The 26,780-nt window shown below is 74.2% G+C and carries 26 protein-coding genes; 9 read left to right on the top strand and 17 right to left on the bottom strand.

Going from position 1 to position 26,780, the window contains the following annotated elements:
• Positions 1-74: 74 nt before the first annotated feature.
• Both VGP36_03735 and VGP36_03730 read right to left on the bottom strand, forming a co-directional pair.
• On the bottom strand, positions 75-1,304 hold the full coding sequence (locus VGP36_03735; GenBank protein HEV7653835.1) for an amino acid ABC transporter substrate-binding protein: 1,230 nt from the start codon (positions 1,302-1,304) through the stop codon (positions 75-77).
• Between the two features lie 66 nt (positions 1,305-1,370).
• On the bottom strand, positions 1,371-3,080 hold the full coding sequence (locus VGP36_03730; protein HEV7653834.1) for an amidohydrolase family protein: 1,710 nt from the start codon (positions 3,078-3,080) through the stop codon (positions 1,371-1,373).
• Positions 3,081-3,440: 360 nt separating this feature from the next.
• Between VGP36_03730 and VGP36_03725 the strand changes: the two genes are divergently transcribed.
• The 3 genes from VGP36_03725 (at position 3,441) to VGP36_03715 (ending at position 6,086) form a co-directional block, all read left to right on the top strand.
• Positions 3,441-4,454 (top strand): nuclear transport factor 2 family protein, encoded by a 1,014-nt coding sequence (locus VGP36_03725; protein ID HEV7653833.1) that lies wholly within the window; start codon positions 3,441-3,443, stop codon positions 4,452-4,454.
• 171 nt (positions 4,455-4,625) lie between these two features.
• Positions 4,626-5,363, top strand: a complete 738-nt coding sequence (locus tag VGP36_03720; GenBank protein HEV7653832.1) for a MerR family transcriptional regulator — start codon at positions 4,626-4,628, stop codon at positions 5,361-5,363.
• 48 nt (positions 5,364-5,411) lie between these two features.
• Positions 5,412-6,086, top strand: coding sequence for a class I SAM-dependent methyltransferase (locus tag VGP36_03715; protein ID HEV7653831.1), 675 nt, complete (start codon positions 5,412-5,414; stop codon positions 6,084-6,086).
• Here the strand turns inward: VGP36_03715 and VGP36_03710 are convergent.
• Together VGP36_03710 and VGP36_03705 are read right to left on the bottom strand one after the other, a co-directional pair.
• Positions 6,083-7,054, bottom strand: coding sequence for a cation diffusion facilitator family transporter (locus tag VGP36_03710; GenBank protein ID HEV7653830.1), 972 nt, complete (start codon positions 7,052-7,054; stop codon positions 6,083-6,085). The genes VGP36_03715 and VGP36_03710 overlap by 4 nt on opposite strands.
• A gap of 38 nt (positions 7,055-7,092) precedes the next feature.
• Positions 7,093-7,818, bottom strand: coding sequence for a hypothetical protein (locus tag VGP36_03705; protein ID HEV7653829.1), 726 nt, complete (start codon positions 7,816-7,818; stop codon positions 7,093-7,095).
• Between the two features lie 117 nt (positions 7,819-7,935).
• On the opposite strand from VGP36_03705, the gene VGP36_03700 reads away from it, so the two are divergent.
• Both VGP36_03700 and VGP36_03695 read left to right on the top strand, forming a co-directional pair.
• A complete protein-coding gene (locus tag VGP36_03700; protein ID HEV7653828.1) occupies positions 7,936-9,387 on the top strand; it encodes a gamma-glutamyltransferase in 1,452 nt (483 codons plus the stop codon).
• 22 nt (positions 9,388-9,409) lie between these two features.
• On the top strand, positions 9,410-9,952 hold the full coding sequence (locus VGP36_03695; protein ID HEV7653827.1) for a GNAT family N-acetyltransferase: 543 nt from the start codon (positions 9,410-9,412) through the stop codon (positions 9,950-9,952).
• Here the strand turns inward: VGP36_03695 and VGP36_03690 are convergent.
• Both VGP36_03690 and VGP36_03685 read right to left on the bottom strand, forming a co-directional pair.
• Positions 9,949-10,569 carry a hypothetical protein gene (locus VGP36_03690; GenBank protein HEV7653826.1) on the bottom strand — a complete coding sequence of 207 codons (621 nt, stop codon included), beginning with the start codon at positions 10,567-10,569 and terminating at the stop codon, positions 9,949-9,951. The two genes, VGP36_03695 and VGP36_03690, sit on opposite strands and share 4 nt — an antisense overlap.
• A 62-nt stretch (positions 10,570-10,631) precedes the next feature.
• Entirely contained in the window at positions 10,632-11,129 is a 498-nt protein-coding gene (locus VGP36_03685; GenBank protein HEV7653825.1) for a DinB family protein, read from the bottom strand.
• A 23-nt stretch (positions 11,130-11,152) separates the two neighbouring features.
• Between VGP36_03685 and VGP36_03680 the strand changes: the two genes are divergently transcribed.
• Positions 11,153-11,914: a dihydrodipicolinate synthase family protein gene (locus VGP36_03680; GenBank protein HEV7653824.1), complete on the top strand. Its 762-nt coding sequence runs from the start codon at positions 11,153-11,155 to the stop codon at positions 11,912-11,914.
• Complete coding sequence (locus VGP36_03675; GenBank protein HEV7653823.1) at positions 11,914-12,825, top strand: acetamidase/formamidase family protein; 912 nt, start codon at positions 11,914-11,916, stop codon at positions 12,823-12,825. Before VGP36_03680 ends, VGP36_03675 begins: the two co-directional genes overlap by 1 nt.
• A 51-nt stretch (positions 12,826-12,876) precedes the next feature.
• On the opposite strand, the gene VGP36_03670 is transcribed toward VGP36_03675, so the two are convergent.
• The 8 genes from VGP36_03670 to VGP36_03635 all read right to left on the bottom strand — a co-directional run bounded on the left by VGP36_03670 (position 12,877) and on the right by VGP36_03635 (position 20,385).
• Entirely contained in the window at positions 12,877-12,999 is a 123-nt protein-coding gene (locus VGP36_03670; GenBank protein HEV7653822.1) for a hypothetical protein, read from the bottom strand.
• Positions 12,972-13,295: a hypothetical protein gene (locus tag VGP36_03665; GenBank protein HEV7653821.1), complete on the bottom strand. Its 324-nt coding sequence runs from the start codon at positions 13,293-13,295 to the stop codon at positions 12,972-12,974. The genes VGP36_03670 and VGP36_03665 overlap by 28 nt, the downstream gene beginning before the upstream one ends.
• Positions 13,296-13,415: 120 nt before the next feature.
• Positions 13,416-14,759, bottom strand: coding sequence for a serine-threonine protein kinase (locus VGP36_03660; GenBank protein ID HEV7653820.1), 1,344 nt, complete (start codon positions 14,757-14,759; stop codon positions 13,416-13,418).
• Positions 14,760-14,780: 21 nt separating this feature from the next.
• A complete protein-coding gene (locus VGP36_03655) occupies positions 14,781-16,673 on the bottom strand; it encodes a S8 family peptidase (GenBank protein ID HEV7653819.1) in 1,893 nt (630 codons plus the stop codon).
• A 78-nt stretch (positions 16,674-16,751) separates the two neighbouring features.
• Positions 16,752-18,575 (bottom strand): S8 family serine peptidase, encoded by a 1,824-nt coding sequence (locus tag VGP36_03650; protein ID HEV7653818.1) that lies wholly within the window; start codon positions 18,573-18,575, stop codon positions 16,752-16,754.
• A gap of 18 nt (positions 18,576-18,593) precedes the next feature.
• On the bottom strand, positions 18,594-18,833 hold the full coding sequence (locus VGP36_03645) for a hypothetical protein (GenBank protein HEV7653817.1): 240 nt from the start codon (positions 18,831-18,833) through the stop codon (positions 18,594-18,596).
• A 1-nt stretch (position 18,834) separates the two neighbouring features.
• Positions 18,835-19,179, bottom strand: a complete 345-nt coding sequence (locus VGP36_03640; GenBank protein HEV7653816.1) for a hypothetical protein — start codon at positions 19,177-19,179, stop codon at positions 18,835-18,837.
• 9 nt (positions 19,180-19,188) lie between these two features.
• Positions 19,189-20,385 (bottom strand): hypothetical protein, encoded by a 1,197-nt coding sequence (locus VGP36_03635; protein HEV7653815.1) that lies wholly within the window; start codon positions 20,383-20,385, stop codon positions 19,189-19,191.
• Positions 20,386-20,597: 212 nt separating this feature from the next.
• Between VGP36_03635 and VGP36_03630 the strand changes: the two genes are divergently transcribed.
• A complete protein-coding gene (locus VGP36_03630; GenBank protein ID HEV7653814.1) occupies positions 20,598-23,108 on the top strand; it encodes a helix-turn-helix transcriptional regulator in 2,511 nt (836 codons plus the stop codon).
• A gap of 190 nt (positions 23,109-23,298) precedes the next feature.
• Here the strand turns inward: VGP36_03630 and VGP36_03625 are convergent, their stop codons facing one another.
• From VGP36_03625 to VGP36_03615, 3 genes are read right to left on the bottom strand one after another with little or no spacing between them, the layout of a single operon-like run.
• Positions 23,299-23,985 carry a hypothetical protein gene (locus VGP36_03625; protein HEV7653813.1) on the bottom strand — a complete coding sequence of 229 codons (687 nt, stop codon included), beginning with the start codon at positions 23,983-23,985 and terminating at the stop codon, positions 23,299-23,301.
• Between the two features lie 7 nt (positions 23,986-23,992).
• A complete protein-coding gene (locus VGP36_03620; protein HEV7653812.1) occupies positions 23,993-25,201 on the bottom strand; it encodes a hypothetical protein in 1,209 nt (402 codons plus the stop codon).
• Positions 25,202-25,232: 31 nt separating this feature from the next.
• Positions 25,233-25,787: an RNA polymerase sigma factor gene (locus VGP36_03615; protein HEV7653811.1), complete on the bottom strand. Its 555-nt coding sequence runs from the start codon at positions 25,785-25,787 to the stop codon at positions 25,233-25,235.
• Between the two features lie 56 nt (positions 25,788-25,843).
• Between VGP36_03615 and VGP36_03610 the strand changes: the two genes are divergently transcribed.
• Positions 25,844-26,780, top strand: a 937-nt coding sequence (locus VGP36_03610) for a serine/threonine-protein kinase (protein ID HEV7653810.1), incomplete at its 3' end; no start/stop codon positions are given.

Raw genomic sequence — 26,780 nt, 5'->3', positions numbered from 1 at the left:
CTGCGGGGCGCGCCCGCGGCCTGACCGGACGGGATGCGGGGCCGCCGGCGCCGGCGGCCCCGCATCCCGTCCGGTCAGGCCGCGGGCGCGCCCCGCAGCGGAGCCGCCGCCTTGTCGGCCGGCCAGACGGTGACCCACTTGCCGTCCTGGATCTGCGCGATCGTCTCGGTGCCGGGCCAGAAGTTGTGGTCCTTCGGGTCGAACGCGACGTGACCGCTGAAGGTCGTGTCGGCGCCCTTGTCGTGCAGCGCGTCGCACATCTTCGTCTGGTCCAGCGTGTTCGCCTGCTTCACGCCCTGGGTGAGGATGTCCCAGGCGTTCCAGGACGCCGCCGCCTGCGTCTCGAAGACCGTGTACGGAAGCTTGGCCGCCGCCGCCCGGGTCTTGAAGTCGCCGACGATCGCGCTGACGTCACCGCCGAGCTTGGCCGAGCTGTCCGGCTGGAACAGCGACGTGGTGAGCATGCCCTCGGACAGCGGCCCGAGCGCGAGCAGCGGGCCGGGGGCCGGGAACAGGCTGAACATCAGCGGCGGCTGGTAGTTCTGCTGCTTCATCGCCTGCAGGACGTTCACCGCGTCCACGCCGAGACCGTTGTCGATGACGAGGTCCGGCTTGGCCGCCCGCACCTGCGCGGCGATCGGCGCCCAGTCGCTGGTGGTCGGCGGGTAGTGCACGTTGGCGACGACCTGGAGGCCCTTCTGCTGCGCGATCGTCAGCACGCCGGACTTGTCGCTGCCGAACCCGTCGGTGACGAACGCGGCCGACCCGCTCTGGCTGGTCAGCACCGCGATCCGCTTCGGCGCGCTGGGCAGCGAGGCGACCGCATCGAAGAGCTGGTTCGGGATGAACTGGTTCGGCGTCGGCCCGTACGACCAGGCCGGGAACTGGCAGCCGTAGGTCAGTTGCGGGGCCAGCACGGCGGTGTGCTGCGGCAGCACGTAGTTGTGCCGCTGGGCGACGGCCATCGCCGAGAGGATGTTCGGCGTCGCGTACGGGCCGATGATGAGGTCGACCTTGTCCTGGCTGATCAGTTGCTCGTAGAGCTGGCCGACCTTGGCCTGGTCGGACTGGTCGTCGAGGACCTTCCACTGCACCTGCCGGCCGAGCAGGCCGCCGGCCTTGTTCAGCCGGTCGACGTACTCCTGCCCGGCGATCTGGTGAATCTTGCCGGTGGCGGCGAAGATGCCGGTCAGCGACAGCGTCGACCCGACCACGATCGGTTTGTCGGAGGAGCCCGACCCGCTGCCGCCGCCGGAGTCGTCGCTGCGCGCGCTGCAGCCCGCCATGGCGGCGACCAGCGCCATGAGTCCCGCAGCGAGCCTTACTCGCTTGTGCATGGGGTTCCCGCCTCTATCGGAAGTGGACAGTCGTCAGTGGACGGTGCCGGTGTCGTGCACGATCTCGCCGCCGACCACGGTCAGCACCGAGCGGATCTTGCGCAGCCGGTCGGCCGGGACGGTGAAGTAGTCCTCGTTGAGCACGACCACGTCGCCGAGCCGGCCGACCTCGAGGCTGCCGAGCAGGTCCTCGTCCTTGTCGCCGAGGAACCACTGGTTGTCCCGGGTGTAGAGCTCCATCAGCTCCTGCCGGGAGATCTGCTGGCCCGGGTTGATCTGGTTGCCCAGCGCGTTGAGCCCGGTGGTGGCGTAGTAGGCGTGGACGAACGGGTTCATCGGCGCGATCTGCATGCCGTCCGAGCTCATCCCGGCCGGGATGCCGTTGTCGACGATCCGGCGGAACGGCGGGCCGGACTGCGGGCCGTTGCCGGCGAGGTACTGCCAGCCGGTGAGGTTCACGCCACCGCCGAGCGCCTTCAGCCGGTTGAGGTACTCCTCCGTGATCTGCGGGACGTGCGCGACCACCCAGCGCAGGTCCGTGATCGGGATCTCCGCGTTCACCTGCTCGAAGCCCTGGATCTGGGTCTGGAAGTCGGTGCCGGTCAGCGAGTGCACCTCGGTCCGCCACCCCGCCCGGGCGATCCGCCGGGCCGCCTCGACGAACACCGGGCCGCCGAAGTAGCTGGCCGCGATGAACTCACCGATGCCGCCGGTGCGGACCATGTCGCCGCCGAAGAACTTGAACGCGTTGAGCAGCCGCTGCTGCAGCGTGGCGACGTTCGTGTCGACGTCCTGGTGCAGGAAGTTGATCCGGAGCCGGACGCTGCCGTGGCCGTCGTCGTACACCGCCAGGAACGGCAGGTGCATCGTGTAGTTGTCCTCGTGGGCGGCGCCGTCCGACGGGGTGTTCGTGGCCTGGAACGCGCCCTGGTCCAGGTGCGTGGTGACGCCGACGCCGGTGGCGTAGGCCATCGCATCGAGGACGCTGCGCTTGCGGTCGGCGAAGGTCAGCCGCTGCCGGAGGGCGAGGGTGGCCTTGCCGGTCTCGGCGCCGGCGGCGATCGAGCCGTCCGAGCCGACCGCGGGCGGCAGCGCGGCATTGGCCGCGAACCAGGCCGCGCCGGCGCTGTTGGTCACCGACGGGCCGGAGAAGCCGATCGAGACGTACGCGGGCGTGTCCGGCAGGGCCGCGTCCAGCTCGGCCAGCGTCGGCAGCCGGTGCTCGCGGAACTGGTTCGGGTGGAAGCCGCCGATCGTGGTGACGAACTGGCCGGCCGGCACGCCGCCGGCGCGGGCCCGGTAGGTGGCCTGCACCTCCGCGATCGAGTACGCGTTCTCCAGCGGCGTGTGGTAGCCGGGCCGGTTGCCCATCAGCACGATGTGGTTGTGGCAGTCGATGATGCCGGGGATCGCGGTCCGTCCGCGCAGGTCGACCAGCCGGGGCTGGTCGTTCTCGACCGAGCGCCGGGCCCGGCCGACGTCGTTGCCGACATAGGTGATCGCGCCGTCGGAGATCGCGACCACGCTCGCGGTCCGGTTGCGGTCGTCCATGGTGTGGATCCGGCCGTTGTGGAGCACGAGGTCCGCGCGGAACGACCCGTCGGTGCCGTGCCGGTCCGGCTCGCCGGCGACCGCGCGGCCACCGGTCAGCGCGCTGCCGGCAGCGACGGCGCCGGCGACCGCGCCGCCGCGCAGCACGGCGCGGCGGGAGATGCCGGGACGGGACTCCGAGGGCTCACTCATGAAGGCCTCCGCCTGGGAGAGGCGGGCGGCGGCCGGGCGGCGCGGCCCGTTGGGGCGTGCCGAGCGGAACCGCCGCCCGCGAGGAGTAACGGGACGACTGCCGGCTTGTGCGGACGATAGTCCGCTATGCGGACACCCAGGTGTGCTCACAATGGTGCGAGCCTCAGTCGCTGTCAAGACTCATGTCGGACACAACGACGCAACAAGACCGTGTCGTGCTGGCCCACCTGACATCAACCTGACGAGTCGGTCCGGTTCCTGGTTGACCATTGACAGCCGCATTAGGGAGCAGCAGGCTGACTCCGGCCGCGTGACGGACACTTGTCCGTTACGTCAGGCACCCCGACGAAGGGTTCCGGGATGACCACGCATTCCGATCAGGCAACCAGTCGGCGCACCGTGCTGCGGGCGGGCATGGTGCTGGGCGCGGCCGGCGCGCTCGGTACGGCCGGGCTGGCCGGGGCCCCGGCAGCGGATGCGGCGCCGGCTGCCCGCCGCGGCCGGCTGCCGTACCCGGACGTCGCCGACACGTCGCACGCGACGCCGGAGGTGGCCCACATCGTGACGGCGTTCTTCGCGGCCAAGAGCCGGCACCAGCCCGAGGCGATGGTGTCTTTCTTCGCACCGGCGCCGACCCCGGTCGTCTACATCGACGCCGGCCTCGGCGTGACGTGGCCGTCGCAGGCGTCGCTGCTGGAGGTGTGGTCGGGACCGAGCTTCGCCGACGCCCCACCGGACGCGCTGTCCTACCCGCAGCGCATCGTCGGCGACGCGCGCAGCGCGACGATCGAGTTCGTCGACACCCCGCAGCTGCTCGGTTCGGAGTTCCGGTTCCTGTCCTCGCTGACCTTCGACCGGCGCGGCAAGATCGTGCGGTGGATCGACTACTGGGACGGGCGCAGTTCGCTGGTGCACCTGCCGATCGGCACGCTGGGGCCGTACCCGACTGACTTCCGCGACAGCCACGGCCCGGTCGCGCCGGCAGTGCGCCGGGCGGCGACGCGCCTGCAGGCCGCCTTCGCGGCCTCCGACGCCAGCGGTGCGGCGCAGTTGTTCACGCCGGACGCGGTGTTCGAGGACATGGCTCTGCACACCCGGGTCGAGGGGCCGCTGCAGATCCAGCGCTACCTGAGCCGCGGCCTGGCCCAGTTGCCCTATGGAGTGGGTGCGTCGGTTGCCGACGTGGTCGGCAGCGAGCGTGGCGGCGGGTACGAATGGCATGCCAGTGCCGGCGCGGCCCCGCTCCAGCGCGGCAACGTGATCCTCGAGCTCGACGGCAGCGGGCAGATCAGCCGGTTCACCACGATCTACGACTCCTTCCAGTTCCCGGACGCGCAGTACCGGGCACTCGCCGGCCTGAACGCCGAGACGTGAGCCGCCCAGCACGGACCGGGCCCCGCCCTGGCACAGCGGAGGCGGTCTGTCCCGTGAGTTGCTGCGACGTGCACCCGTCACGGCGCCCGCACCGTGTGGCCGGACCAGCGGCCGACATCGCGGCGCTGTTCCCTTGACGTTGACGCGGCGTCAACTCCTACTGTCGTAGCCGTGGAGAGCTGGTCGATCGCCGAGGTGGCGCGGATGTCCGGGGTGACCTCCCGGGCGCTGCGGCACTACGACGCGATCGGCCTGCTCCCGCCGGCCCGGGTCGCCGCCGACGGGCGGCGGCACTACGGGCGGCGGGAACTGCTGCGGCTGCAGCGGATCCTGCTGCTGCGCGAGCTCGGCGTCGGCCTGCCGGCGATCCGGGAGGCGATCGCGCACACCGGCAACGAGACCGCGGTGCTGCGCCGGCACCGGGACCGGCTGGAGGACGAGCGGGATCGGCTCGCCCGTCTGGTCCGTACGGTCGAGGCCACGGTCGAGGGCCTGGAGGGAGGTGAGGAGATGACGGCGGAAGGAATGTTCGAGGGGTTCGAGCACAATCCGTACGAGGCGGAGGCGCGGGAACGCTACGGCGACGAGGCGGTCGACGGGTCCTGGCGGAAGCTGCGCGCGCTGCGGGGCGAGGACGCGGAGCTGGCCCGGACCGGGTTCCGGCGTGTCCACAGTGGACTCGCGCCGTTGCGGGACGCGGGCGTCCCGGTGGACGACCCGCGGGTGCAGGAGCTGGTCGCGCTGCACCACCGGGTGGTCAGCCTGTTCTGGGAGCCGAGCCCGGAGGCGTACCGCAACCTCGGCCCGATGTACGTCGAGGACGAGCGGTTCCAGCGCACCATCGGCGGTCCGGAGCTGACCGCCTACCTGCGCGACGCCATGGGCGTCTACGCGGATTCGCTCCGCTGAGCGCGAACGCCTCGCATCGGCACCGCGGGCCGGTGGGATCGTGGCGACATGGCGAAGACCGCGCTCTACGACGAGATCGCAGACTGGTACGAGGGCGAGTTCCTGCCCGGCGTGCACGCGCAGGGGGACCCGCTGGAGTTCGATCGGCTGGTGACCGAGCTGCTCGGCCCGGGTGAGGGTCCGCTGCTGGAGATCGGCTGCGGCACCGGCGACCACTCCGCCCGCTTCCGCGGGCTCGGCTGGACCCCGGTCGGCGTCGACCTCTCGGCCAGGATGCTCGGCTACGGCAAGGCGAAGCTGCCGGCCGCGCGCGGCGACGCCGAGCAGCTGCCGATCGCGGACGGCACGGTCGCGGTCGCGGCCACGATGATGGTGCACACCGACATGCCCGGGTACGCGACCGTGGTGCGGGAGGCCGCCCGCGTGCTGAAGCCCGGCGGGGTGCTGCTGCACGTCGGCGTGCACCCGTGCTTCTGCGGCGGGTTCGCCGACTGGTCGAACCGGCCGAACGTGCTCATCGAGCCCGGCTACCTGGAGGGCGACAGCTGGACGAAGAAGTCGTACACGACCAAGGGAGTACGGGACAAGATCGGCGCGGCGCACTTCCCGCTGCCCCAGCTGCTGCACATGTTCTCCGCCGCCGGGCTGGTGCCGGAGCAGTTCGGCGAGGGCGGCCGGCCGGTCCCGACGGTGCTGGCCCTGCGGGCCCGCAAGCCGCGCTAGAACTCGATCGTCGGCTCGTCCGGGGCGGAGAGGCTCAGCACCGTGCCGGCGACGGCCGGCGACGCGGTGATCCTCGCCTCCAGCGCCCGCAGCCGGACCGCCACGTGCGACTCGACGTCGTCGCCGGTCAGGTCGACGTCGCCGATGACCGAGACCAGCCGCGGCCCGACCACCTCCAGCCGCAGGTACGTCACCCGCGACACCTCGGGCAGCGCCATCAGCGCCTGCACGGCGGCCCGCCGGATCCGCGGGTCGGCCTCCTGCCCGACCAGGAACCGCCGGTTCCGGTTGATCAGCACCACCGCGACGACGCCGAGCAGCAGGCCGACCAGGATCGAGCCGATCGCGTCCGGCGTCGGCGAGCCGGTCAGCTGGTGCAGCGCGAGCCCGCCGCTGGCCAGGACCAGGCCGGCCAGCGCGGCCGCGTCCTCGGCGAAGACGGCCCGCAGGGTCGGGTCCGAGGTGGCCAGGACGTACTCGATCAGGTCCCGCTCGGCCGAGGCCGCCTCCGGCTTGGCCTGCCGGATCGACTGCGAGAACGAGATGCCCTCCAGCACGAACGACACCGCCAGCACGATGTAGCCGATCAGGTAGTCACCGGCCGGTTCGGGGTGGATCAGCTCCTGGATGCCGTGGGTGACCGAGATCGCGGCCCCGGCGACGAACAGGCCGAGCGCGGCGAACAGCGACCAGACGTACGCCTCCCGCCCGTGACCGAAGGGGTGCTGCGGGTCGGCCGGGATCTGCGACCGGCGCTGGGCGATGACGAGGAAGACCTCGTTGCCGGCGTCGGCCCAGGAGTGTGCGGCCTCGGCCAGCAGCGAGGCCGACCCGGTGATCACCGCGGCGACCGACTTCGCGATCGCGATGACCAGGTTGGCCGCGAACGCGACGATGACCGTGAGCGTGCTCTCGGACGCGCCGGGCCCGCCGCCGGCCGCACCGTCCAGCAGGTCGGTGTGCGGCATCGGACGCGGGCTGGCCATGATGCGCAGCCTAGGACGTGTCAGGAGAAGACCGGCTGGAAGCCGCAGCGCAGCCGCAGCGTGAGCGTGACGACCTTGTCGTCGCGGGCCCGGACCGGCAGCAGCAGGTAGCGGCTGGTGTCGTCGTGGGCGAGCCGGGTCGCGATCACCAGCGGGTCGGCGCCGGCCCGGGCCTTCATCCCGTACGTCCCGGAGCCGGCCCGCACGGCCAGCGTCTCGACCCGGGCGGCCACGAACCGCCCGTCCGAGCTGATGAGCTGGTTCACCCCGGCCGCCCACTGCGACTGCGTCAGGGGCCGGTTCGGGTCGGTGCCGTTGACGGCGGCGTCGATGGCCGCGAACAGCCGCCGGTCCGGCGCCCGGACCGGGCCGCCGGGCGTCTCCGGGCCGCCGCAGAGCCGCTGGATGAGCACCCCGTTGACCGCGGCCGCGGACAGCGGCGTGCGGCCCTCGACCGGCGGGCCGAAGGCCAGCGGCTCGGTGATCCCGGGCGCGGCGGCATGCGCGTACGGCACGGTGCTCGGGCCGACGCAGGTGGAGACCGGGGCGAACCGGGCGATCGGGTCCACCATCGCGGTCAGCGAGCGGCTGTCGGCGACGATCCGCAGCCGCTGCCCGGGATCGGTGCCGTCGGAGTGGCCGCCGAGGCGGGTGCCGGCCAGGCTGATCAACAGCACCAGGTACGCGAGCAGCGTGGCCATGGCCGCCTCGGCCCTGGACAGCGGCCGTGCCCGCGACTGCGCCATCGGGTGTCCCGTCGCTGCTGATGTGGGGTGAGTCCAGAGTCCCCCGCGGCCCGCCACGAGGGCAAGCTAGAGTCTCGGCGCTCGGTGAGCGGAACTGGGGGGACAGTGACAGGCGGCGTGGTCGCGGCGGGACACCCGGAGACCGCCCGGGTCGGCGCGGACGTGCTGCGGGCCGGGGGCAACGCGGTCGACGCGGCGGTCGCGGCCGTCCTGGTCTCGGTCGTGGCCGAGCCGATGATGACCGGCCTGGCCGGCGGCGGTTACATGATGGTGGCGCCGCCCGGGGGCGAGCCGACGCTGCTGGACTTCTTCGTCACCGCGCCCGGGACCGGCGCCGACCCGGCCGACCGGGCCCCGCTGCTGGAGGTCGAGGTCTCCTTCGGCGACGCGAACCAGGTCTTCGGGGCCGGCGTCGCCTCCGTCGGCGTGTACGGGATGCCGGCCGGTCTGGCCGCCGCGGTGGACCGGTTCGGCACGATCCCGCTGGCCGAGCTGACCATGCCGGCCGCCGCGCTGGCCCGCGACGGGGTCGTCGTCAGCGAGATGCAGGCCTCGATGTTCCGGCTGATGGCGCCGATCATGGCCACCGGGAACACCGGCTACCTGGTCGACGGGGAGCCGCCGGCGGCCGGGTCGATCGTGCGGGAGCCGGAGCTGGCCGACTCGATCGACCTGCTCGGCGCCGAGGGCCCGGCGCCGTTCTACACCGGCGAGATCGCCGCGACCGTGTCCCGGACGCTGATCGCGGGCGGTGGCCTGGTCACGCCGGCCGACCTGGCCGGCTACCGGGTGGTGGAGCGGGAGCCGGTGCGGGCGACGTACCGGGGCCGCGAGGTGCTGACGAACCCGCCGCCGAGCGCGGGCGGCATCCTGCTGGCGTACGCGCTGGCGCTGCTGGACCGGGAGCAGGGCCCGCCGGACGCGCTGACCCTGGTCCGGGCGATGGAGGCGATGCAGGGTGCCCGGGACGCCGCGTTCTTCGCCGGCCTGCCCGACCCCGGCTTCGCCCGGCACTTCCTGTCCAGCCGGGTCGGCTCGACCACGCACATCTCGGTCCTGGACAAGGACGGCTGGGCCTGCTCGGTCACCACCTCCAGCGGCGAGGGCTCCGGGGTGCTGATCCCCGGCACCGGGCTGCACCTGAACAACATGATGGGCGAGCAGGACCTGTCCCCGCTGGGGTTCTTCGCCCAGCCGCCGGGCAGCCGGCTGCCCTCGGCGATGGCCCCGACGCTGGTCCGCCGGGACGGCGAGCTGGAAATGGTGCTGGGCTCGGCCGGCTCGAACCGGATCCGGTCCGCGCTGCTGCAGGTGATCGTCAACTCGGTCGACCTGGGGCTGCCGGTGCAGGCCGCGGTCGACGCGCCCCGGCTGCACGCCGAGGACGGCCTGGTCTCGATCGAGCCCGGCATCGACGGGGCCGCGCTGGCCGCGGCCGGTCACCCGATCAGCCGGCACCGGCGGCGCAACACGTACTTCGGCGGCTGCCAGGCCGTCGCGAACGCCGGCGGCGTCATCGCCGGGGCCGGCGACCCCCGCCGCGGCGGGGCGGTGGCCGAATCCGGTTGACCCGGCCTGGGACCGTGAGCACATGGTCCGCTGGGACGGGGAAGAGATCATGCGTACGGAGCGGCTGCGGCTGCGGACGTACCGGGCGGGGGACCTGCCGCTCTACGCGGCGCTGAACGCGGACCCGCAGGTGGCCGAGATGCTCGGCGGCCCGCTGACCCGCGCGGAGTCCGACGACATCGCGGAGTGGGCGCAGGAGCGCTGGGAGGCCGACCGGCTCGGGCTGCTGGCGGTCGAGCGGCTGTCCGACGGCGCGTTCCTGGGCATGTGCGGCCTGCACCGGCAGTCCTCCCGGCCGCAGGACGTCGAGGTCGGCTGGCGGCTGTCTCCGGCCTACTGGGGACACGGCTACGCGACCGAGGCCGGCCGGGCCTGGCTGGCGTACGGGTTCGGGACGCTGGGGCTGGACCGGATCATCTCGATGACCGACGAGCCGAACGTCCGCAGCCTCGCGGTGATGCGCCGGCTCGGCCTGCGCTTCCTGGAGAACGACCGGATCGAGGACAACGGCACCTGGTTCGACGCGGTGGTCTACGTGGTCACCCGCGCGGAGTGGACCGGCTAGACGCCGGCGCGCTTGCGCCGGCTGGCCCGGAAGGCGGCCCGGCGCCCCGGCTCGGTCCGGGATCCCTCCAGCGCGGCCAGGTCGACCACCCGGGTCGCGGCCGACCGCAGCCGGTCCGACAGCGCGTCCGCGCCCGGGCTGAGCACGGTCAGCGGCCCGCGGTCGGCCAGCCCGGCGAAGATCCAGTCGTTGGACAGCAGCACGAACTGGGCCGCGCCGGGGAGCTCCGCGGCCGCGTCCAGCAGCACGTGGTCGGCCAGGTCGCTGCCGTCGGCGACCGGCCGGGCCCGGGCCGCGAACTCGGCCAGGTGCGGCCGGGCCCGCTGGACCGCGCCCTCCTGGCCGGCCAGCGCGACCACGTCGGCCTGCCGGCCGAGCGCGACGACCATCGCCATCCGCTCCCGCCAGCGCACCGGGTCGGCCCGCAGGTTGTCCAGGTCGACCAGCAGGACCCGGCTGCCGGCGCCGGTGGACCAGACCTTCTCCCGCTGCATCCAGGCCAGCACGGCGTCCGCGAGCGGCTGCCCGGCCTGCCTCGGCCGCGGCGTCTCCGGCAGGTCGGACAGCCGGACCCATTCGTAGTCGTCCCACTCGCTCGGACCGCCTCCGAGTCCCATGGCGGGCACTATCCCACGGCTACCCCGGATTCGCGTTCCCGCGACCGGTCCACAGTGGACGGCTACTGGCCGGTCGTCCCGTCCAGGGCCTCGCGCAGCAGGTCGAGATGCCCGGCGTGCCGGGACGTCTCCTGGATCATGTGGGCGTACGCGAACCGGAGCAGGAAGTCCATGTCCTCGGCGCGACTGAGCTCAGTCAGCCCGTACGCGGCGACGGCGGCCTCGGACCGGGCGCACTCGGCCCGGTACTCCGCGACCAGGCCCTCGATGGTGTCCTCGTCGGTCAGGGCCCAGGCGCCGTGCCGGTCGTCCTCGGGCCACGGGTGCGCGACGTCGAGGTTCGCGAAGTCGATGCTGAACCAGAACCGCTCGACCCCGGTGAGGTGCTTGACGATCCCGGCCGGCGTCAGCGTCGAGGACGGCACCGGCGTGGAGCGGGCCTGCTCCTCGGTGAGCCCCTCGGCCTTGCGCACGATCGCGCCCCGGGCGAAGTGCAGCATGCCGGCCAGGACGTCGCGCTCACTGCCGTGGCGGGGCGGCGGGATCCGTTCTCCGATCATCGGGGGAGGGTAGCGTCGGAACCATGGCTGCTCCGTTCACCGGCATCGGGGTCGCGCTCGTGACCCTCTTCGACGACACGAAGGCGATCGACGAGGAGGGCACCGCCGACCTGGCCGCCCGGCTGGTCGACGACGGCGTCAGCGCCGTCGTCGTGTCCGGTTCCACCGGCGAGGCCGACACCCTGGAGGACGACGAGCGGCGGCGGCTGCTCGACGCCGTGCGGGGCCGCCTCGACGGGGTGCCGGTGCTGGCCGGCACCGGCGGCAGCTGGGCCGGCCAGGCCGCCCGGCGGACGGCCGCGGCCCGCGACGGCGGTGCCGACGCCGCGCTGGTGCTCTCACCGCGCCGGGTGCCCGACCCGCGGGCCTACTACGCCGAGGTCGCCGCGGCGGCCGGCGACCTGCCGCTGCTGGCGTACCACTACCCGGCGGCGTCGGGCCCCGGGATCCCGGTCGGGATGCTGCCGGAGCTGCCGGTGATCGGGGCCAAAGACTCCAGCGGCGACCCCGAGCGGCTGCTGGCCGAACTGTCCACGTGGGACGGTCACCTCTACCCGGGCGCGGCCACGCTGCTGTCCTTCGCCGGCTCGCTCGGCTGCCCGGGCGCGATCCTGGCACTGGCCAACGCGGCGCCGAAGCAGTGCGCGGCCGCGTTCAGCGGTGACGCGCAGGCCCAGCTGGCGCTGACCAAGGACCACCTGGCCTCGGCGTCGGAGTTCCCGTACGGGATCAAGGCCCTGGTCGCCGCGCGGTACGGGACCTCGACCGTGTCGCGGGCCGGCTGATGCAGCTCGTCGACGACCGGCACCTGCACGGCTTCTTCGACCCCGCGCTGGCCCCGGCGGTCACGGTCGACTCCGGCGAGACCGTACGGTTCCGGACGCTGGAGTCGGGGTGGTCGCCGGAGCCGTTCGACATCACCGCGGTGCCGGACCGGCCGCGGCACCCGGCCTGGACCGAGGACAGCGGGCACGCGCTGTCCGGACCGGTCGAGGTCCGCGGCGCGAAGGCCGGGCAGGTGCTGGAGATCCGGATCGAGTCGGTGCTGCCGGGATCCTGGGGCACCACGTACGCGAACACCCGCCGGACTGCTTTCAACGATGCGTACGGGCTGGAGGGTCAGGCCGTGCACCGGTGGACGCTCGACCCGGTCGCCGGCACCGGCCGCAACCAGCACGGGCACACGGTCGGGCTGCGGCCGTTCCTCGGCGTCATGGGGATGCCGCCGGCGCAGCCGGGCCGGCACTCGACCGTCCCGCCCCGGACCTGCGGCGGGAACCTGGACTGCCGCGAGCTGGTCGCCGGCAGCACGCTCTGGCTGCCGATCCCGGTCGACGGCGCGCTGCTGTCGGTCGGCGACGGGCACGCGGCCCAGGGCGACGGCGAGGTCAGCGGGACCGCGATCGAGTGCCCGATGGAGCAGGTCGACCTGACGCTGTCCACTGTGGACTTCCCCATGTCCGGACCGGTCGCGCGGACGCCGGCCGGCTGGGTCACTATGGGCCTCGGCGACACGCTCGACGTGGCCGGGTTCCGGGCGCTGAACGCGATGTTCGACCTCGTCGCCCGGCTGTACGGGGTGCCCCGGGCGGACGCGGTCGCGCTGGCCAGCGTCGCGGTCGACCTGCGGGTGACGCAGATCGTCAACCAGGTGGTGGGCTGTCACGCCGTGCTGGCGCCGGGCGCGATCCGCTGATCGCCGTGGTTCCCGGCCGCGGCGGTGGTGGGGCGCCGCGGCCGGGAAGACTCACCGGACGGCGACGATCGTGCCCGGGCCGGCCGGGTTGCCCTCGGCGTCGGTCGGGCCGAGCGTCCCGGCGTAGAGGGTGCCGCGGCTGAACGTCAGCCCCAGCGGGCTCGCCAGCTGCACGGACGGCGTGAGCTTCCCCTTCTCGATGACCGAGACTGCCCGGCGAACAGCTGCGAGACGAAGATCCGGCCGTGGTCGCCGAGCGCGATGTCGGTCGCGCCGGCGATGCCGGTCGCGAGCCTGGTCGCGTTGCCGTTGCGCGGGTTCACCGAGACCACGCTGCCGCGGGCGCCGAGGCTCGGGTCCTCGGGGCCGCCCGGCAGCAGGCTGACGACGAGCTTGGACACCGTCGACGCGCCGCCGCCGGCGACGTACACGGTGCCGTCGGCGTGGGTCAGCTGGAACGGCGCGAGCACCGTGCTGTTGAGGACCGTGACCTTCGGCCCGGCGGTGCGGCCGAGGCCGGCGCGAGCGCTCGGGCGATTACTCCTGACGGTTTCCGCAGCTCAGCACGGTCTCGTGATCGACTTGTCCGGTCAGGTGGTCAAGCCGCCGGCGAGCAGGACGACCCAGGTGAGCTCGGGGTGGACGATGTCGCTGTGCGCGCCGCTCGGCGGCCCGCCGGCCCGCACGATCTCGCTCGCGTCGATGTTCAGCGCCTTCCCGGCCGCGAACCGGTAGCTGGTCGACGGTCCCGCCGGCCGCAGCGGGTCCAGCGCCGCCTGCACGCCCTGGGCCCCGTCGTGGCCCATCCCGCCCCAGCGGAACATCGCGTCGTCCGCGCCGGCGGAGTCGTCGTGGGCCGCGAGCGAGGCCAGCGGGTACATGGTGCCGACGGCCATGTCGTGGCTGGAGAAGCAGACGGTCAGCGGCCCGGAGATCCGCTCCAGCATCCCGGCCAGGCCCCCGTTCCGGCCGGCCGCGAACGGCAGCGGCCGGGCGAACGCGAAGTGCGAGAATGCCCCCTGCAGCAGGGTGACGGCCCGGACCGGCGACGGACCCGCGGGCAGCCCGGCGAGGCTGTAGGAGACCACGCGGGCGCCGAAGCTGTGCCCGACCAGGTGCACCCGGACCCCGCCGAGCCGGCCGAGCAGCGGGCCGAGCCCGGTCCGCCCGACCGTGCCGGCCCGGTTCTTCATCTGCCAGTACGTGGTCTGCCGCAGCGCCTCCTTGGCGCCCTGCCAGATCCCGTGCAGCGCGTCCCCGAGCCCGGCCGCGCCGCCGCCGGCGTCGTCGGTGAGCTCGACGCCCAGCCCGCGCAAGGTGTCCCGGTAGCGCTCGAACAGCTCCGGCCCGCCGTCGGCCAGCATCGGCGGCACCGTCGGGGGATCGGCGTTCTCGCCGTCGTCGTCGGCGCTGCCGGTCTTGGCCGCGAACTCGGCCAGCAGGTCGTGGAAGCGGGCCAGCGCGGGCCCGTTCGGCGGGCCGCCCAGCAGCGCGGCCATCTCGGCCAGCGCGTCCGCCCCGGCCGGGAACAGCGCCTGCAGCCCGGCCAGGGTCTCCGCGTCGATCGCCGGGTCGGCGGACCCGGTCTCCCGCTCGTGCAGCGAGGCCGCGCCGCCCCCGGCCGCGGGCGCGGGTGGGGCGAAGTCCGGGATCGGCTCATCCGACCACCGCTGCGAGGGCCAGAACACCCCGGCCAGCCCGATCGTCCGGGCCTGCGTGACCGGCAGCTGCGCCGCCAGCACGCCGAAGAACCGCTCGTACAGGCGCGTCGCGACACCGCGGTCGTTGTTCCAGCCGTGGGCGAAGACGATCAGGTCGGTCACGCCGCTCGCGCCGAGCTCGGCCAGGAACCGGTCCCGCTCGCCGGCGTCCTGGTCGCCGTCGGCGTCGAAGGTCAGCTGCCAGAACGGCAGTCCCGCCATCGTGCTGGTCATCGTCGTCTCCCCGTCGTGTGCTCAGACCGATCCGAGTGCGCCCATGAGGTCCAGCAGCCCGGCGCCCTGGAACGCGCGGCCGCGGCCGAGCGAGAGCGCGGTGTCCACGACGATCCGCTTCACCTCGTCCGGGCGGCCGATGAACTCGCGCCGCACCGACAGCAGCGCGGCGATCGCGCCGGACACGTGCGGCGCGGCCATGCTGGTGCCGCTGTCCTCGACGTACACGGCGGTGTCCGGGTCCGGCGGCCCGGCCTGGACCGCCTCCAGGTTGGTGCCGGCCGCGCAGGACGTGATCCGCTCGCCCGGCGCGATGAGGTCGGGCTTCTCCCGCCCGTCGCCGGTCGGCCCCTTCGAGGAGAAGTACGACACCCCGTACATGTGCGGGGCGTCGCGGTGGGTGGAGCCGACCGTGATCGCCTTCTCCGCGTTGCCCGGGTCGTTGATGGTCATGCCCAGCCCGAACCGGCTCGGTGCGTCCATCGTCGTGGCCAGCGAGCCGTAGCCGGAGTTGCCGGCGGCCACCACGACCACGACGCCCGAACGGACGAGCTTGTCGACCTCCTTGCACAGCGGGCTCTGCCCGCAGGCGAACCATTCCGGGTCGAACTCGTAGCCGACGCTGAGGTTCACGCCGTGGATCCGCATACCGTCCACATCGGACCCGTTGACCTCGCGGACGTACGCGAGCGCCCGGATCAGCCGGCCGACCCGGTCCTCGGTGGTGCCGCCGGACTGCAGCACCTTGAGGCTGACCAGCTTGGTCCGCGGCGCCATCCCGGCCAGCAGCGAGACGTCCCGCACGTCCCGCGGCACCCGCAGCGGCTCCTTCGCGTTCTCCACGTTGTAGCGGTTCGCGGTGACCCGGATCGTGCGGCCTCCGGCACCGGCGAACCAGGGTTCGATGCCGCCGGCGATGATCCCGGCGACGTGGGTCCCGTGCCCGGTCGCGTCCTCCAGCGCGCCGTCCGGGGTGGCCGGGCCGCCGTCGGCCGGGAACACCCGGTGCAGGTCGCGGACCTCCTCGTCGTCCAGCGTGTGGTACGCGGCGAAGTGCGGGTGGCCGGCCCAGATCCCGCTGTCCACCACGGCCCAGACGATCCGGTCCCCGTACGCGTTGAACGAGCGCCGGGCCGCGTCGGCCTTGACCGTCACGCAGGACCCGTCGACGTGCGGGCGGACCGGGAAGTCGGGCCAGAGCCGGTGCAGCGACCGCTGCGGCCAGACCTCCGGGACGGCGTCCGCGGCCACCAGCCGCTTCATCTCCTGTACGGACAGGCTGCCGGTCGCGTACTGCTCGGAGATCCGGGTCGGGCGGCGGTCCGGGCCGGCACCGGCGGACGCCACGGTGACCCGGCGCCAGAGCGCGTCCAGCCGCCGCAGGGCGTCGTCCCCGCCACCTCGGAACCGGAGGTTGAGCTCGGCCATCACCGGGACGGGCCGGTCCTCGTCCCCGTCGAAGCCCATCCGGACCCGGTCGGCCCGGTTGCGCAGCGGCGGCGCGATCACGCCGGCCGTCAGCAGCGGCGGCCGGCCGGTGCCGGTCTCGTCCGGCGTTCCCGCTGTGCCCGATGTATCCGCTGTGTCCGATGTGGACGGATCAGACGGCGACCGGCCGGGCGCATCCGCCCGGTCGCGCGCCTGATCCGCGGCCTGCCGGCCGTCCTCGGTGAGCTGCTCCCGGCCGTCGAGCAGGCCCTCGCCCCGCAGCTGGGCCAGGACCTCGCGGACCTGACCGTGCCACTGCGGACGGTCGCCTTCGTACGCCCGGTCCACCGGCTCGAAGCGGTCCGCGAACCGGACGGCGACCTGTTCGATCGCCGCCAGCTCGCGTTCCGCACGGTTCGGGCGGGACGGGCGCCGGTCGGCCAGGGCCACCAGCGTCCAGTCCCGCCACCGGGCCGGCTCAGTCACGCTCCGGACCGTACGAACCAGGATCCGCGCCCGCCAGGGTCAACAGGGCAGACTTCCGGGTCACGTCGGCCCGCCCGGCTACTCGACCGCCAGGCCGGCGTGGGTGAGCTGGGCCCGGACCGAGAGCAGCGAGCGGCGCAGGTCGGCCACCGACTCCCGCACCGGCCCGGCGGGCGGGGTCGCCGCCGCCGGGGTGAGCCCGTCGAGCAGGCCGGCCAGGCTGAGCTCCTGCTGCACCTGGGCCAGCGCCGCCCGGATCGAGTCCCGCGCCATTGCGGCCGCCTCCGGGGTGCCGTCCTGGCTCCCGGCGGTGTCCAGCGCCAGCGCCCGGACGGCGTCCGGCAGCCCGGCCCCGGTCCGGCTCGGGTCACCCAGGTCGATCGGGGTCGCCGACTGCCTGAGGATGTCGAAGAGCCGGTCCACCCGGGCCGCGGTCCGCAGCCGCAGTCCCGGCTGCTGGAAGTCCGGGTGGTGGGCGAGCACCAGCGTGGCCAGCCCGGCCACGTGCGGCGTCGCCATCGACGTACCGTCCCAGGAGGCGTAGCCGTCGGCCGGGACCGAGGACACGATCGCGACCCCGGGCCCGCACACGTCGACCTCGGGTCCGTGGCAGGAGAACTTGGCGCCGAAGTAGCCGTCGTCCTGCCGGCCGCCGGGCAGGCGCACCTGGGCGTGGTAGCTCGACTCCGGGAACGTGCCCTCCTTGCCGATCGCGGAGACCGTGAGCACGTCCGGCGAGGAGCCCGGGAACTGCACGCCGTCGCCGGAGTTGCCGGCCGCGACGACGAACGCGACGCCCTGCTGCTTGGCCTGGGCCAGCTTCTGCAACAGGATCTGGGACGAGCCGCCGGTCCCGAGGCTCATGTTGGCGACGTCGATCGCCTCGTCGATGCAGTAGTCGACCGCGTCGAGCAGGCTGCTGATCCGCCCGCCCGGGAAGATCCGGGCCTCGTGCACCTCGGCCGCGGGTGCGAACCCGCGGACGCCGATGCCGTTGTCGGCGCCGGCGATGATGCCGCTGCAGTGCGAGCCGTGCGCCATCGTGTCGTCGGTCCAGTGGGCCGGGTTGGACGGTTCGGTGGTGAGGTCCACGCCGTGGGTGATCGCGCCGAGGTCGGCGTGGGTGAGCGAGGCGACGCCGGAGTCGACGACCACGACCTTGACGCCCTGCCCGTCCAGCGCCGCCGGGACCTGGTCCAGCCGCATCGCCTGCTGGCCCCAGCCGAGCACCTGCGCGCCGGGGAAGCCGGCGAACGACTGCGACAGCGGGCTCAGCGTCAGCGTGCTGACGGTGCCGCTGGTCAGCGCCGGCCGGGTCACCCACAGCGACCAGTAGTCCCGCAGCGGGTCGACGTACACGGCCGCGATGGTCGCGTCGGTCTCGTTGAGCAGGCTCAGCGTGACCATCCCGTTCGCGTCGGTCCGGCCCTGGGTCGGGATGCCCCGGCCGTAGAGGTAGACCGTCGCGTCCGGGACCGGTACGCCCTCGGGCGAGGTCAGCCGCAGCTGCCAGGCCGTACTGGTCCCGAACGGGCTGACCAGCCCGGGATCGGGGCCGGCGACCACGTCGGCGGCGGTCGGCGGCGGCGCCGGCAGCGGACCGAGCGGCAGGTCCTCCTCCAGCACCACCTGCGGGTGGGCCTCCAGCTGGGCCGCCTTCTCCTCCGGCATCGAGGCGACCACGACCGTACGCAGGACGGACGGGCCGGCCGACTGGAGGGTCAGGCTGCGGGGGGCGAGCACCGCGTTCACGGTGATCGCCGGGTCGGTGCGCATCTGCTCGACCAGCCAGTCGAACTCGAGCGGCTGCGCGCCGGCCAGCGCGATGTTGTCGTTCTGGGCGATCAGGAACCTGCGGTCCCTGCTCGCGTTCACCGGTTCGCCCGGGTTCGGCGTGGACATGCGGTGCCTCCTGGCACTTCAGAGCGGGTTGAGTTCCTGGTCCGGCTCGACCACGAGGCGCCGGCCGAGCGCCAGGGACAGCGCCTCGGCCCGGGCGCTGTCCATGGCGACGACGAGCCGGTCGGGTTCGGCCTGCGCCGATCCCGAGATCACGGCGACCTCGGGATCGGCGGCGAGGATGTCGAGCAGCGGCCGCAGCACGGCCGGCTGCCCGGCGAGGATGAACCGCCCGACGCCGCCGTCCGGTGGCTCGGGCATCTCAGGGCTCCGGGACGGCCGGGTCGCCCCGGCGGACGTCCTCGATGGCGGCGTAGACGGCGCGGACCCCGGCCACCGGGTCCGGCCCCAGACCGGCCCGGTAGTCCGCGATCGCCGAGCTGAGCAGCGGGATCGCGACGGCCAGGTGCGGATGGGTCTCGGCGTTGTCGCGCAGGTAGCCGTAGAGCTGGCTGAGCAGGAGGCCGGCCTTGGCCCGCTGCTCGGCGCCGGCCACGTCCTGCATGCTCCAGGTCGGCGCGGGCGCCGCCAGCGGAGCCAGCACGGACGCGGCCGACACCAGGTGGCCGCTCGCCGCCGCGGCCTCGCGGTTCCAGGTGAAGCTCATGGCGGCGTCCTAGCTCGCGGACTGCGGGGCGACGACGTGGAACGGCAGCATCTTGATCAGCCCGCCGGCCACCTCGCCGACCTGCTTGCCGGTGCCGGCGTCGCCGAACGCGCCGCCCACGACCCCGCCGAGCGTCCCGGCCAGGCTGCCCAGCAGCCCGCTGAACAGGCCGGCCGGCACCAGCATGAGCTGGTCCGCGGGGTCGGCCGGGGTGCCGTTCGGACCGGTGGACTGCGGCGCCAGCTCCGGCGGCACCGCGTGGAACGGCAGCAGGTCGAGCAGCGGCGCGGCCAGCTCGCCGATCTTCCTGCCGGTGGCGGCGTCGCCGAACGCACTGCCCACGGTGGTGGCGACCGTGCCGGCCAGACCGGAGAGCAGGCTGCCGAGGAAGGCGGCGGGCACGACGACCATGTCCTCCGGCTGCGCCGTACCGTCCGGGCCGGCCGACTGCGGCGCGAGCGCGGGCGGGACGGCCTGGAACGGCAGCAGGCCCAGCAGCGGCGACGCCGACTTGATGACCTGGCCGGCGTCGCCGCCGACGACGTCGCCGATCGTGCTGGTCACGCCGTGCAGCAGGTTGCCGAAGAAGCCCGCGGGCACGACGACCATCGGCTCCTGCGGGATCTGCGCGTCCTGCGGACTGGTGGCCGCCGGCGCGACCGAGGGCGGCACCACCGAGAACGGCAGCAGGCCGCCGACGGCGGTCAGCACGGTCTCGCCGATGGCCTTGCCGGTCTGCTCGTCGCCCAGCCACCTGCCGACGGTCCCGCCGAGCAGGTTGCCGCCGATGCCGCCGAGCAGGCCGCCGAGGAAGGCGGACGGCACGACCACCAGGGCCTCCGAGGACCCCGTGCGTGCCGACTCCGGGCCGGCGGACTGGGCCGCGACCGTGGGCGGGATGATGCTGAACGGCAGCAGCTTGGCCAGGCCGGACGCGGCGTCGCCGACCGCCCGGCCGGCCGGGGCGTTGCCCAGGATGCCGCCGGTGATCTCGCCGATGGTGCCGGTGAAGCTGGACAGCACGTTGCCGAAGAAGCCGGCCGGCACGAGCATCAGCGGTCCGTCGTTCGGGTAGTCCGACTGGATCTTCCAGGTCTTGCTGGGCCACGGGATCGAGCTCGCCGGCCGCGGCGCGGTCGTCGTGACCGGCGGCGCGGTGGTCTCCAGGTCCTTGAGCTGCTTCCCGATAGTGCCGGTTCCCGTCATGGTGGTTCTCTCCTCGATGTCCGGGACTGATGTGCGGCAGGCGCCGCGAATGACCAGCTCACGGTGCATGCGGGCGGCTGTTCCCGTCTTGAGCGGAGCGGTACTCAACCCGGCCCCGACCCGGTTCCCGAGTGGCTACTACTCAGTGACACCACCCGAGTACGGCTGGTACTCCTCGACGCGTCCGCAGCACGGTCCACGGGGGAGTCCACATGGGACAGTCCGAGCGCCGGCCGCCGCCCGACCCGGTGCGGTCGGCCTTGGTGGCATTGGCGAATCCGAACAAATCGGCCGTACTGGTGGTGGGGCCGGCCGGAAGCGGTAAGTCCCGGGTACTCAGCCAGGTCCGGTCGCGGCTGGAGGCCACCGAGTCCGGCCGGCACCGGCCGCTCGTCGTGCTCGACGACGTCGACCTGCTCGACCCGCCGTCGCTGGCGTTGCTGGCCGACAACCTCGACCGGCAGGCGATCCGGCTGGTCGCCTCGGCCCGGGTCGCGGCGCCGGTGCTGCGGGGGCTGCGGCCGCTGCGGCCACCCTCGATCGTGCCGCTGGAGCCGTGGCGGCGGGCCGAGGTCGGGGCGTTCGCGGCCGAGCAGGTCGGCGGCGTGCTGCACGAGCTCACGCTCGACCGGCTGATGCGGTTCTCCGGCGGGAATCCCTTGTGCGTCACCGAGATCGTCGACGCGGGGGTGGCGAGCGGGCGGCTGCACCGGGCGTACGGGTGCTGGGCCTGGCGGGGGGAGCTGACCGTGCCGCCGCTGATCGAGGCGCGGGTGGCGGGCCGGCTGGACGAGCTGACCGAGGCGGTCCGGGACGTGCACGCGACCGTGGCGCTGGCCGGGGTGGCGGAGCTGGCGGTGCTGGAGGCGGTGTTCCCGGCCGCCGTGGTCGAGGCGGCCGACGACGCCGGGCTGCTGCGGGTGGAGAGCGCCGACGGGCGGCTGCGGGTCCGGGCCGCGGTGCCGGTCGAGGCGGCGGTCGCGGTGCAGACGTTGTCCGCGACGCGGCGGCGGCGGCTCGCGGGGGCGTACGCGGCGGCGCTGCCGGGGGATCCGGCCCGGACGGCGCGGTTGCTCACGCTGGCCGGGACGGCGGTGCCGGCCGAGCTGCGGGTGCCGGCGGCGGCCGCGGCGCTCCGCACCCACGACCCCGCCCTCGCCGAAGCTCTGCTCTCCGCACCGCTGCCGCCCGGACCCGGGCCGGCCGCGCCGTCGGCGGCCGGGCCGTCGGCGGCCGGGCCGGCGGATCCGACAGGGCCGCTGCCGGCCGGGGCCGGGCCGGCCGGGGCGGCGGGCGGGCGGGATCCGGTGGCGGCGGGGTTGCTGGCGGAGGCGGTGTTGATGCAGGGGGAGCCGGGGCGGGCGGCGGCGGTGCTGCCGGAGACCGCGCCGCTGCGTCCGTTCCTCCGGCTGCTCGACGGGCAGGAGCTCGACCCGGCCGAGCGGACGAGCCTGCCGGTGGTCGCCTGGACCGCCGAGGGACTGCACCGGCCGGAGACCTCCGGCCTCGCCGCCGCGGCGGTGCTGGCCCAGACCGGCGACCTCGCCGCCGCGCTCGCGGCCGCCGGCCCGGACGGCGCCGAGGGACTGATCCGGGTGCACCACCTGGCCGTGGTCGGCTGGTGCGAGCTGGCCCGCGGCCGGGTCGAGGCGGCCGAGCAGTGCGCGGCCGACCTGCGCGCGCTCGGCCGGTCCGAGGACTGGCCCTACCCGTACGGGCTGGGCGCCCTGCTCGGCGGCCTCTGCGCGCTCGCCGCCGGCCGCGCCCGCCGAGCGGCACTGTTGCTGTCGGAGAGCACGGTGTCGGGGCCCGCGTACGCCCGGTCCTACGGGCTGACCCAGCTGGCGCTGGCGTACGCGCGGGCCGGCGACGGGGAGGCGGCCGACCGGGCGTCGTTCGACGCGGACCGGATCGTCTCGGCCCGGACGCCCCGCCTGCTGGCCGACCTGGCCGACCTGACCCGGGCCGAGGTGCTGCTCGCCCGGGGCCGGCACGGGGGCGCGCTGCGGACCGCGACCGCGGTGGTCGAGCGCTGCGAGGGCACCGGCCGGGTACTCGCGACGGTCGAGGCGCTGCACCTGCTCGCCCGCCTCGACCACTCCGCCGCCACCGCCGCCCGCCTGGCCGCGGCCGCCGCCGGCCTCCCAGCCGCCGCCGGCCTCTCAGCGGCGGCCGGCTTCTCAGCGGCGGCCGGTCTCTCAGCGGCGGCCGGCCCCGCGGCAGCAGACGCTGGAGGCGGGGAGGCGGTCGCGGCCGACGGGCTCGGGACGGCCGCCGCGCTCGACGTGCGGGTGCGGCACGCGCGCGCGCTCGCGGACGGGGACGGCGAGGCCCTGGCTCAGGTCGCCACCGAGTACGACGCGACCGGCCGGCACTGGCTCGCCGGCGAGACCGCCGCCGCCTCGCTCGCGCTGGCCGGCCCCGGCAGCCGCGCGTCCTGGGCGACCACCGACCGCCGCATCCTGGAACGGGCCGGCACGCAGGCCGATGTCGAGCTGCCGGCGCAGTGGCGCGGCGGCGACCGGTTCGCCCCGCTCACCCAGCGGGAGCGGGAGATCACCGAGCTCGCGGCCGGCGGCTGGTCCTCGCCCCGGATCGCCGCGCAGCTGCACCTGTCCCGGCGCACGGTCGAGAACCACCTGCAGCACAGCTACCGCAAGCTCGGGGTCGGCCGGCGCGAGGAACTGGCGGCCGCGCTGGGCCGTTCGGCCGCGACCGGGTGACGGCTACTCTGCCCGAGCTGTCTACAGGGCCGGGGTCCGCTGTCCGGTCCCGCCCGATTCGCCCCCCGATCCGGCGTGCCTGCTCGCGCAGGCCCGCGTGCACCGGCCGACGGGCTGGGTAACCGGAGCGGACCGGCGGGACACCCCGGGCAACCGCTACCCGGGCTGCCCGGGAGGGCAGCGTGAGTAGTCAGACCTCGTCGTCGGCGACCCAGGGAAAGCCGCCCGGGTCGGCGTCGATGCGGGCGAGCTGGGTCCTCAGGTCGTGGCCGCGGATCCGCAGCGGGAAGTCGGCCGGCTCGACCAGCAGCTTCGCGATCGGCTCGACCGGTTCCAGCGCCGCCGCCTGCGCGGTCAGCACCCGCCGGCCGCCCTTGACGTACGGCGCCTCGCGCTCGAACTTGCCCGCCGGCAGCAGGTAGACCGTCCCGGCACTGAACTGGTCCTGGTCCAGCACCTCGGAGTTGACCGAGAAGAAGTAGTGCGGCTCGCTCAGCGATCCGTCGTCGTACACTTCCCGGTAACAGGAGTTGATCAGTGACATCTGGTTTCCGGACCGGTCGAGGATCGCGAAGTACATGGCCCAGAGGCCGTCGGCGGCCGCGTACACGGCCTTGCGGTTGCCGAACTCGGCGATGTCGTTGGACTGCCGCGGCTCGAACGTGCCGATCTCCGGCGCCGACGACCCGTGCAGCACGGCCTCGCCGCGGTCGGCGACATGGCAGAGGAACTGCCACTTCGGCGCGTCCAGCCGGTAGTCGATCGGCGTCGCCGGCCCCGCCCGCACCGCCCGCTCGAGCAGCGCGTCGAACTCCGCCCGCGTCGCCGCCGACGGCGCCGGCCCGGGCCGCTCCAGCCAGTACGCCGGCAGGCTCACCGGTCGCTCAGTCGTGCCAGCGGATGCAGGTCTCGAGCTCGTCGATCGCGGCCTTCCAGTCGTCGAACGGGATCCCCGCCGACCGGCGCCGGGTCACCGCCGCGGTGACGCCCTCGAGGTCGCAGTAGTCAGCCATCTCCTGCACCAGCTCGATCGCGTCCTCGCCCGGGCTGCGCAGGTCGTAGACCTCCTCCGGGTCCGGCTCGACCGGCAGTTCCTCGGCCTCGGCGATGTCCGGCCAGGTCACCATCTCGGACAGGTCGTTGTCCTCGCCGGAGCGGCAGTAGGCAACGAGACCCGCGGCGGTCCGGAACAGGTCGATGGTCAGGTCCGCGCCCAGGAAGATCGGGTCGTCGTCCTCGCCGTTGTACGTCCGCAGCGTGTAGCCGGTGCCCGAGGGCAGCGTGACCGACAGCGGCAGGATGCCGGCGACCTCCCAGATCGTGTACGTCCCCCCGTCGGTGGGGTCGTCCTCGTCGTCCTCGTCGTCCACCTCGACGACGCCGATCGAGCCGACCACGTCCTCGCCGACCGGGGTCACCAGCGGCTCCCGCGCGGGCCCGCCGTCGTCGTCGTCGGTGTCGTTCAGGTCGACGACGTCGATGTCGGAGTCCTCGGAGTCGTCGGCAGTCTCGGAGTCGGCCGGCACCTCGGTGCCGCGCCACTCGATCATCCGGGAGAAGCGCTCCAGCAGCGGCTCCCAGGACTGCTCCACCACCGCGCCGACCGCGGTCCAGCGCTCCTCGCCCTCGGCCCCGGAGAAGGTGGCCTCGTCGGACAGCAGCGCCGCGAACTCCGGCGTCTCCTCGACCAGCTTGAGCAGCGTCCCGTCGTCGCAGACCTCGGCCACCCGCTGGACCAGGTCGACCAGGTCCGACAGCTCCGAGACCGTGTACGGATCGGGGTCCGACAGCGCCAGCTCGTACGCCCCGTCCAGGTCGAAGACGTAGTCCTCGTCCGGCTCCAGCTCACCCGGGGTCAGCCGGAGCAGGTCCTTCCAGCGCGGGTGGTCGGTGAGGTCGTTATCCTCGCCGGAGCGCAGGTGCTCGGCCATCTCGACCGCGGTGCCGAAGACCAGCACCTTCTGGCCGGCCCCGAGGAAGGCCTGCCACTCCTCGCCGTCCTCCTCCCACGGCGTGGCCCAGAGGGTCACCCCGGTCCGGCCGTCCAGGGTGAGCCGAATCGGGACGACGGAGGCGTCAGTGGCGCTGGTCACGGGGGGCAGCCTAACCAAGCCCGGCAACGCGTTACGACGCGCCGTCCAGGGTCTCCCGGACGTGCCGCCGGGCGTGGTGGATGCGGGCCTTCACGGTCCCGATCGGCACGTCCAGCAGCCGGGCGATGTCCGAGTACTCCAGGTCGGAAAGGTCGCGCAGGACGAACGCCGTGACCAGGTCGGGGTACTCGGTCTCCAGTCGCTCCAGCGCGTCGAGCAGGTCGAGCCGGGAGCCGGCGATCACGCTGGTCGTGCGCGGGTCCGGACGCTCCACCGGCACGTCCGTGGTCCGCTCGGCGGACCGCCGCTTGAGCGTCCGGTAGGTCTGCCGGGCCTGGTTGGCGGTCACCTCGTACAGCCAGGTGGAGAAGCGGGACCGGCCCTCGAAGGTGCCGATCTTGGTCGCCACCTTCATGAGCACGTCCTGGGTGGCCTCCTCGGCATCCTGCCGGTACGGCAGGAAGCGGCCGACCTGGCGAAGCACCCGCGGCTCGATCGCCCGCAGCAGGTCCTCCAGCGCCGCCCGGTCGCCCGCGGCGGCCTTGCGAGCCAGCTCCTCGGTGTCCGGCGCCCCGGTCTCGCTCATGTTGCGATCCTTCCGCACCGGTCAATCCAGGCCGGGCCCTACGTGATGATGGGGACGTGAGCGCACCCGCCCGCTTCGGCCGCTACCGGGTCGTCCGGCGGATCGGCAGCGGCGCGTTCGCGACGGTCTGGCTGGCCGAGGACGAGGTGCTGGAGGCGCCGGTCGCGGTCAAGGTGCTGGCCGACAACTGGTCCCACCGCCTCGACGTCCGCGAGCGGTTCGAGGAGGAGGCCCGGATCCTGCGCCGGGCGGACTCCGACCGGGTCGTCCGGGTGCACGACATCGGGGAGCTGGCGGACGGCCGGCCCTACTTCGTCATGACGTACGCGGACCGCGGGACGCTGGCCGAGCGGATCGCCGACGGGCCGCTGCCGGTCGGCGAGGCACTGCGGTACGGCGCGGACATCGCCCGCGGGCTGGCCGTGCTGCACCAGGTCGGCGTCATCCACCGGGACGTGAACCCCGGCAACGTGCTGCTGCGGTCCGGACAGGACGGAGCCGAGCGGGTGCTGATCGCCGACCTCGGGCTGGCGAAGGCGGCCGCGCGCGGGTCCGGGTTCACGCTGACCGTCGGCACGCCCGGCTACACGGCGCCCGAGCAGGCCCGGCCGGGCGACGTCCCGCTGGACCGGCGCGCCGACGTCTACTCGATCGGCGCCGTGCTGCACCACATGCTCACCGGGATCGCGCCGAAGCAGGACGAGGTGCCGCCGCCGGTGCGCTCCCTCCGTCCGGAGGTGCCGGCGGCGGTCGAGGCCGTGGTCACCCAGGCGCTGGCCACCCGGCCGGCGGACCGGTTCCCGTCGGCCGGCGCGCTGGCCGACGCGCTGGACGCGGCCGCGGTCGCGGCCCGGGGACCCGAGCCGGAGCGCGAGGAGGACGAGCGGCTGTTGGAGCGGGAGCCGGTCGCCGACGACACGCTGACCATCGCGTGGCCGGAGCCACCCCGGCGGCGCCGCCGGACGCTGGTCCCCCTCCTGGTCGTGGTGGTCT

This window comes from Mycobacteriales bacterium, assembly GCA_035995165.1.
Lineage (GTDB): Bacteria > Actinomycetota > Actinomycetes > Mycobacteriales > CADCTP01 > CADCTP01.
The sequence above is the reverse complement of the archived record's forward strand: the minus strand, read 5'-3'. Positions and strand labels throughout refer to the sequence as shown.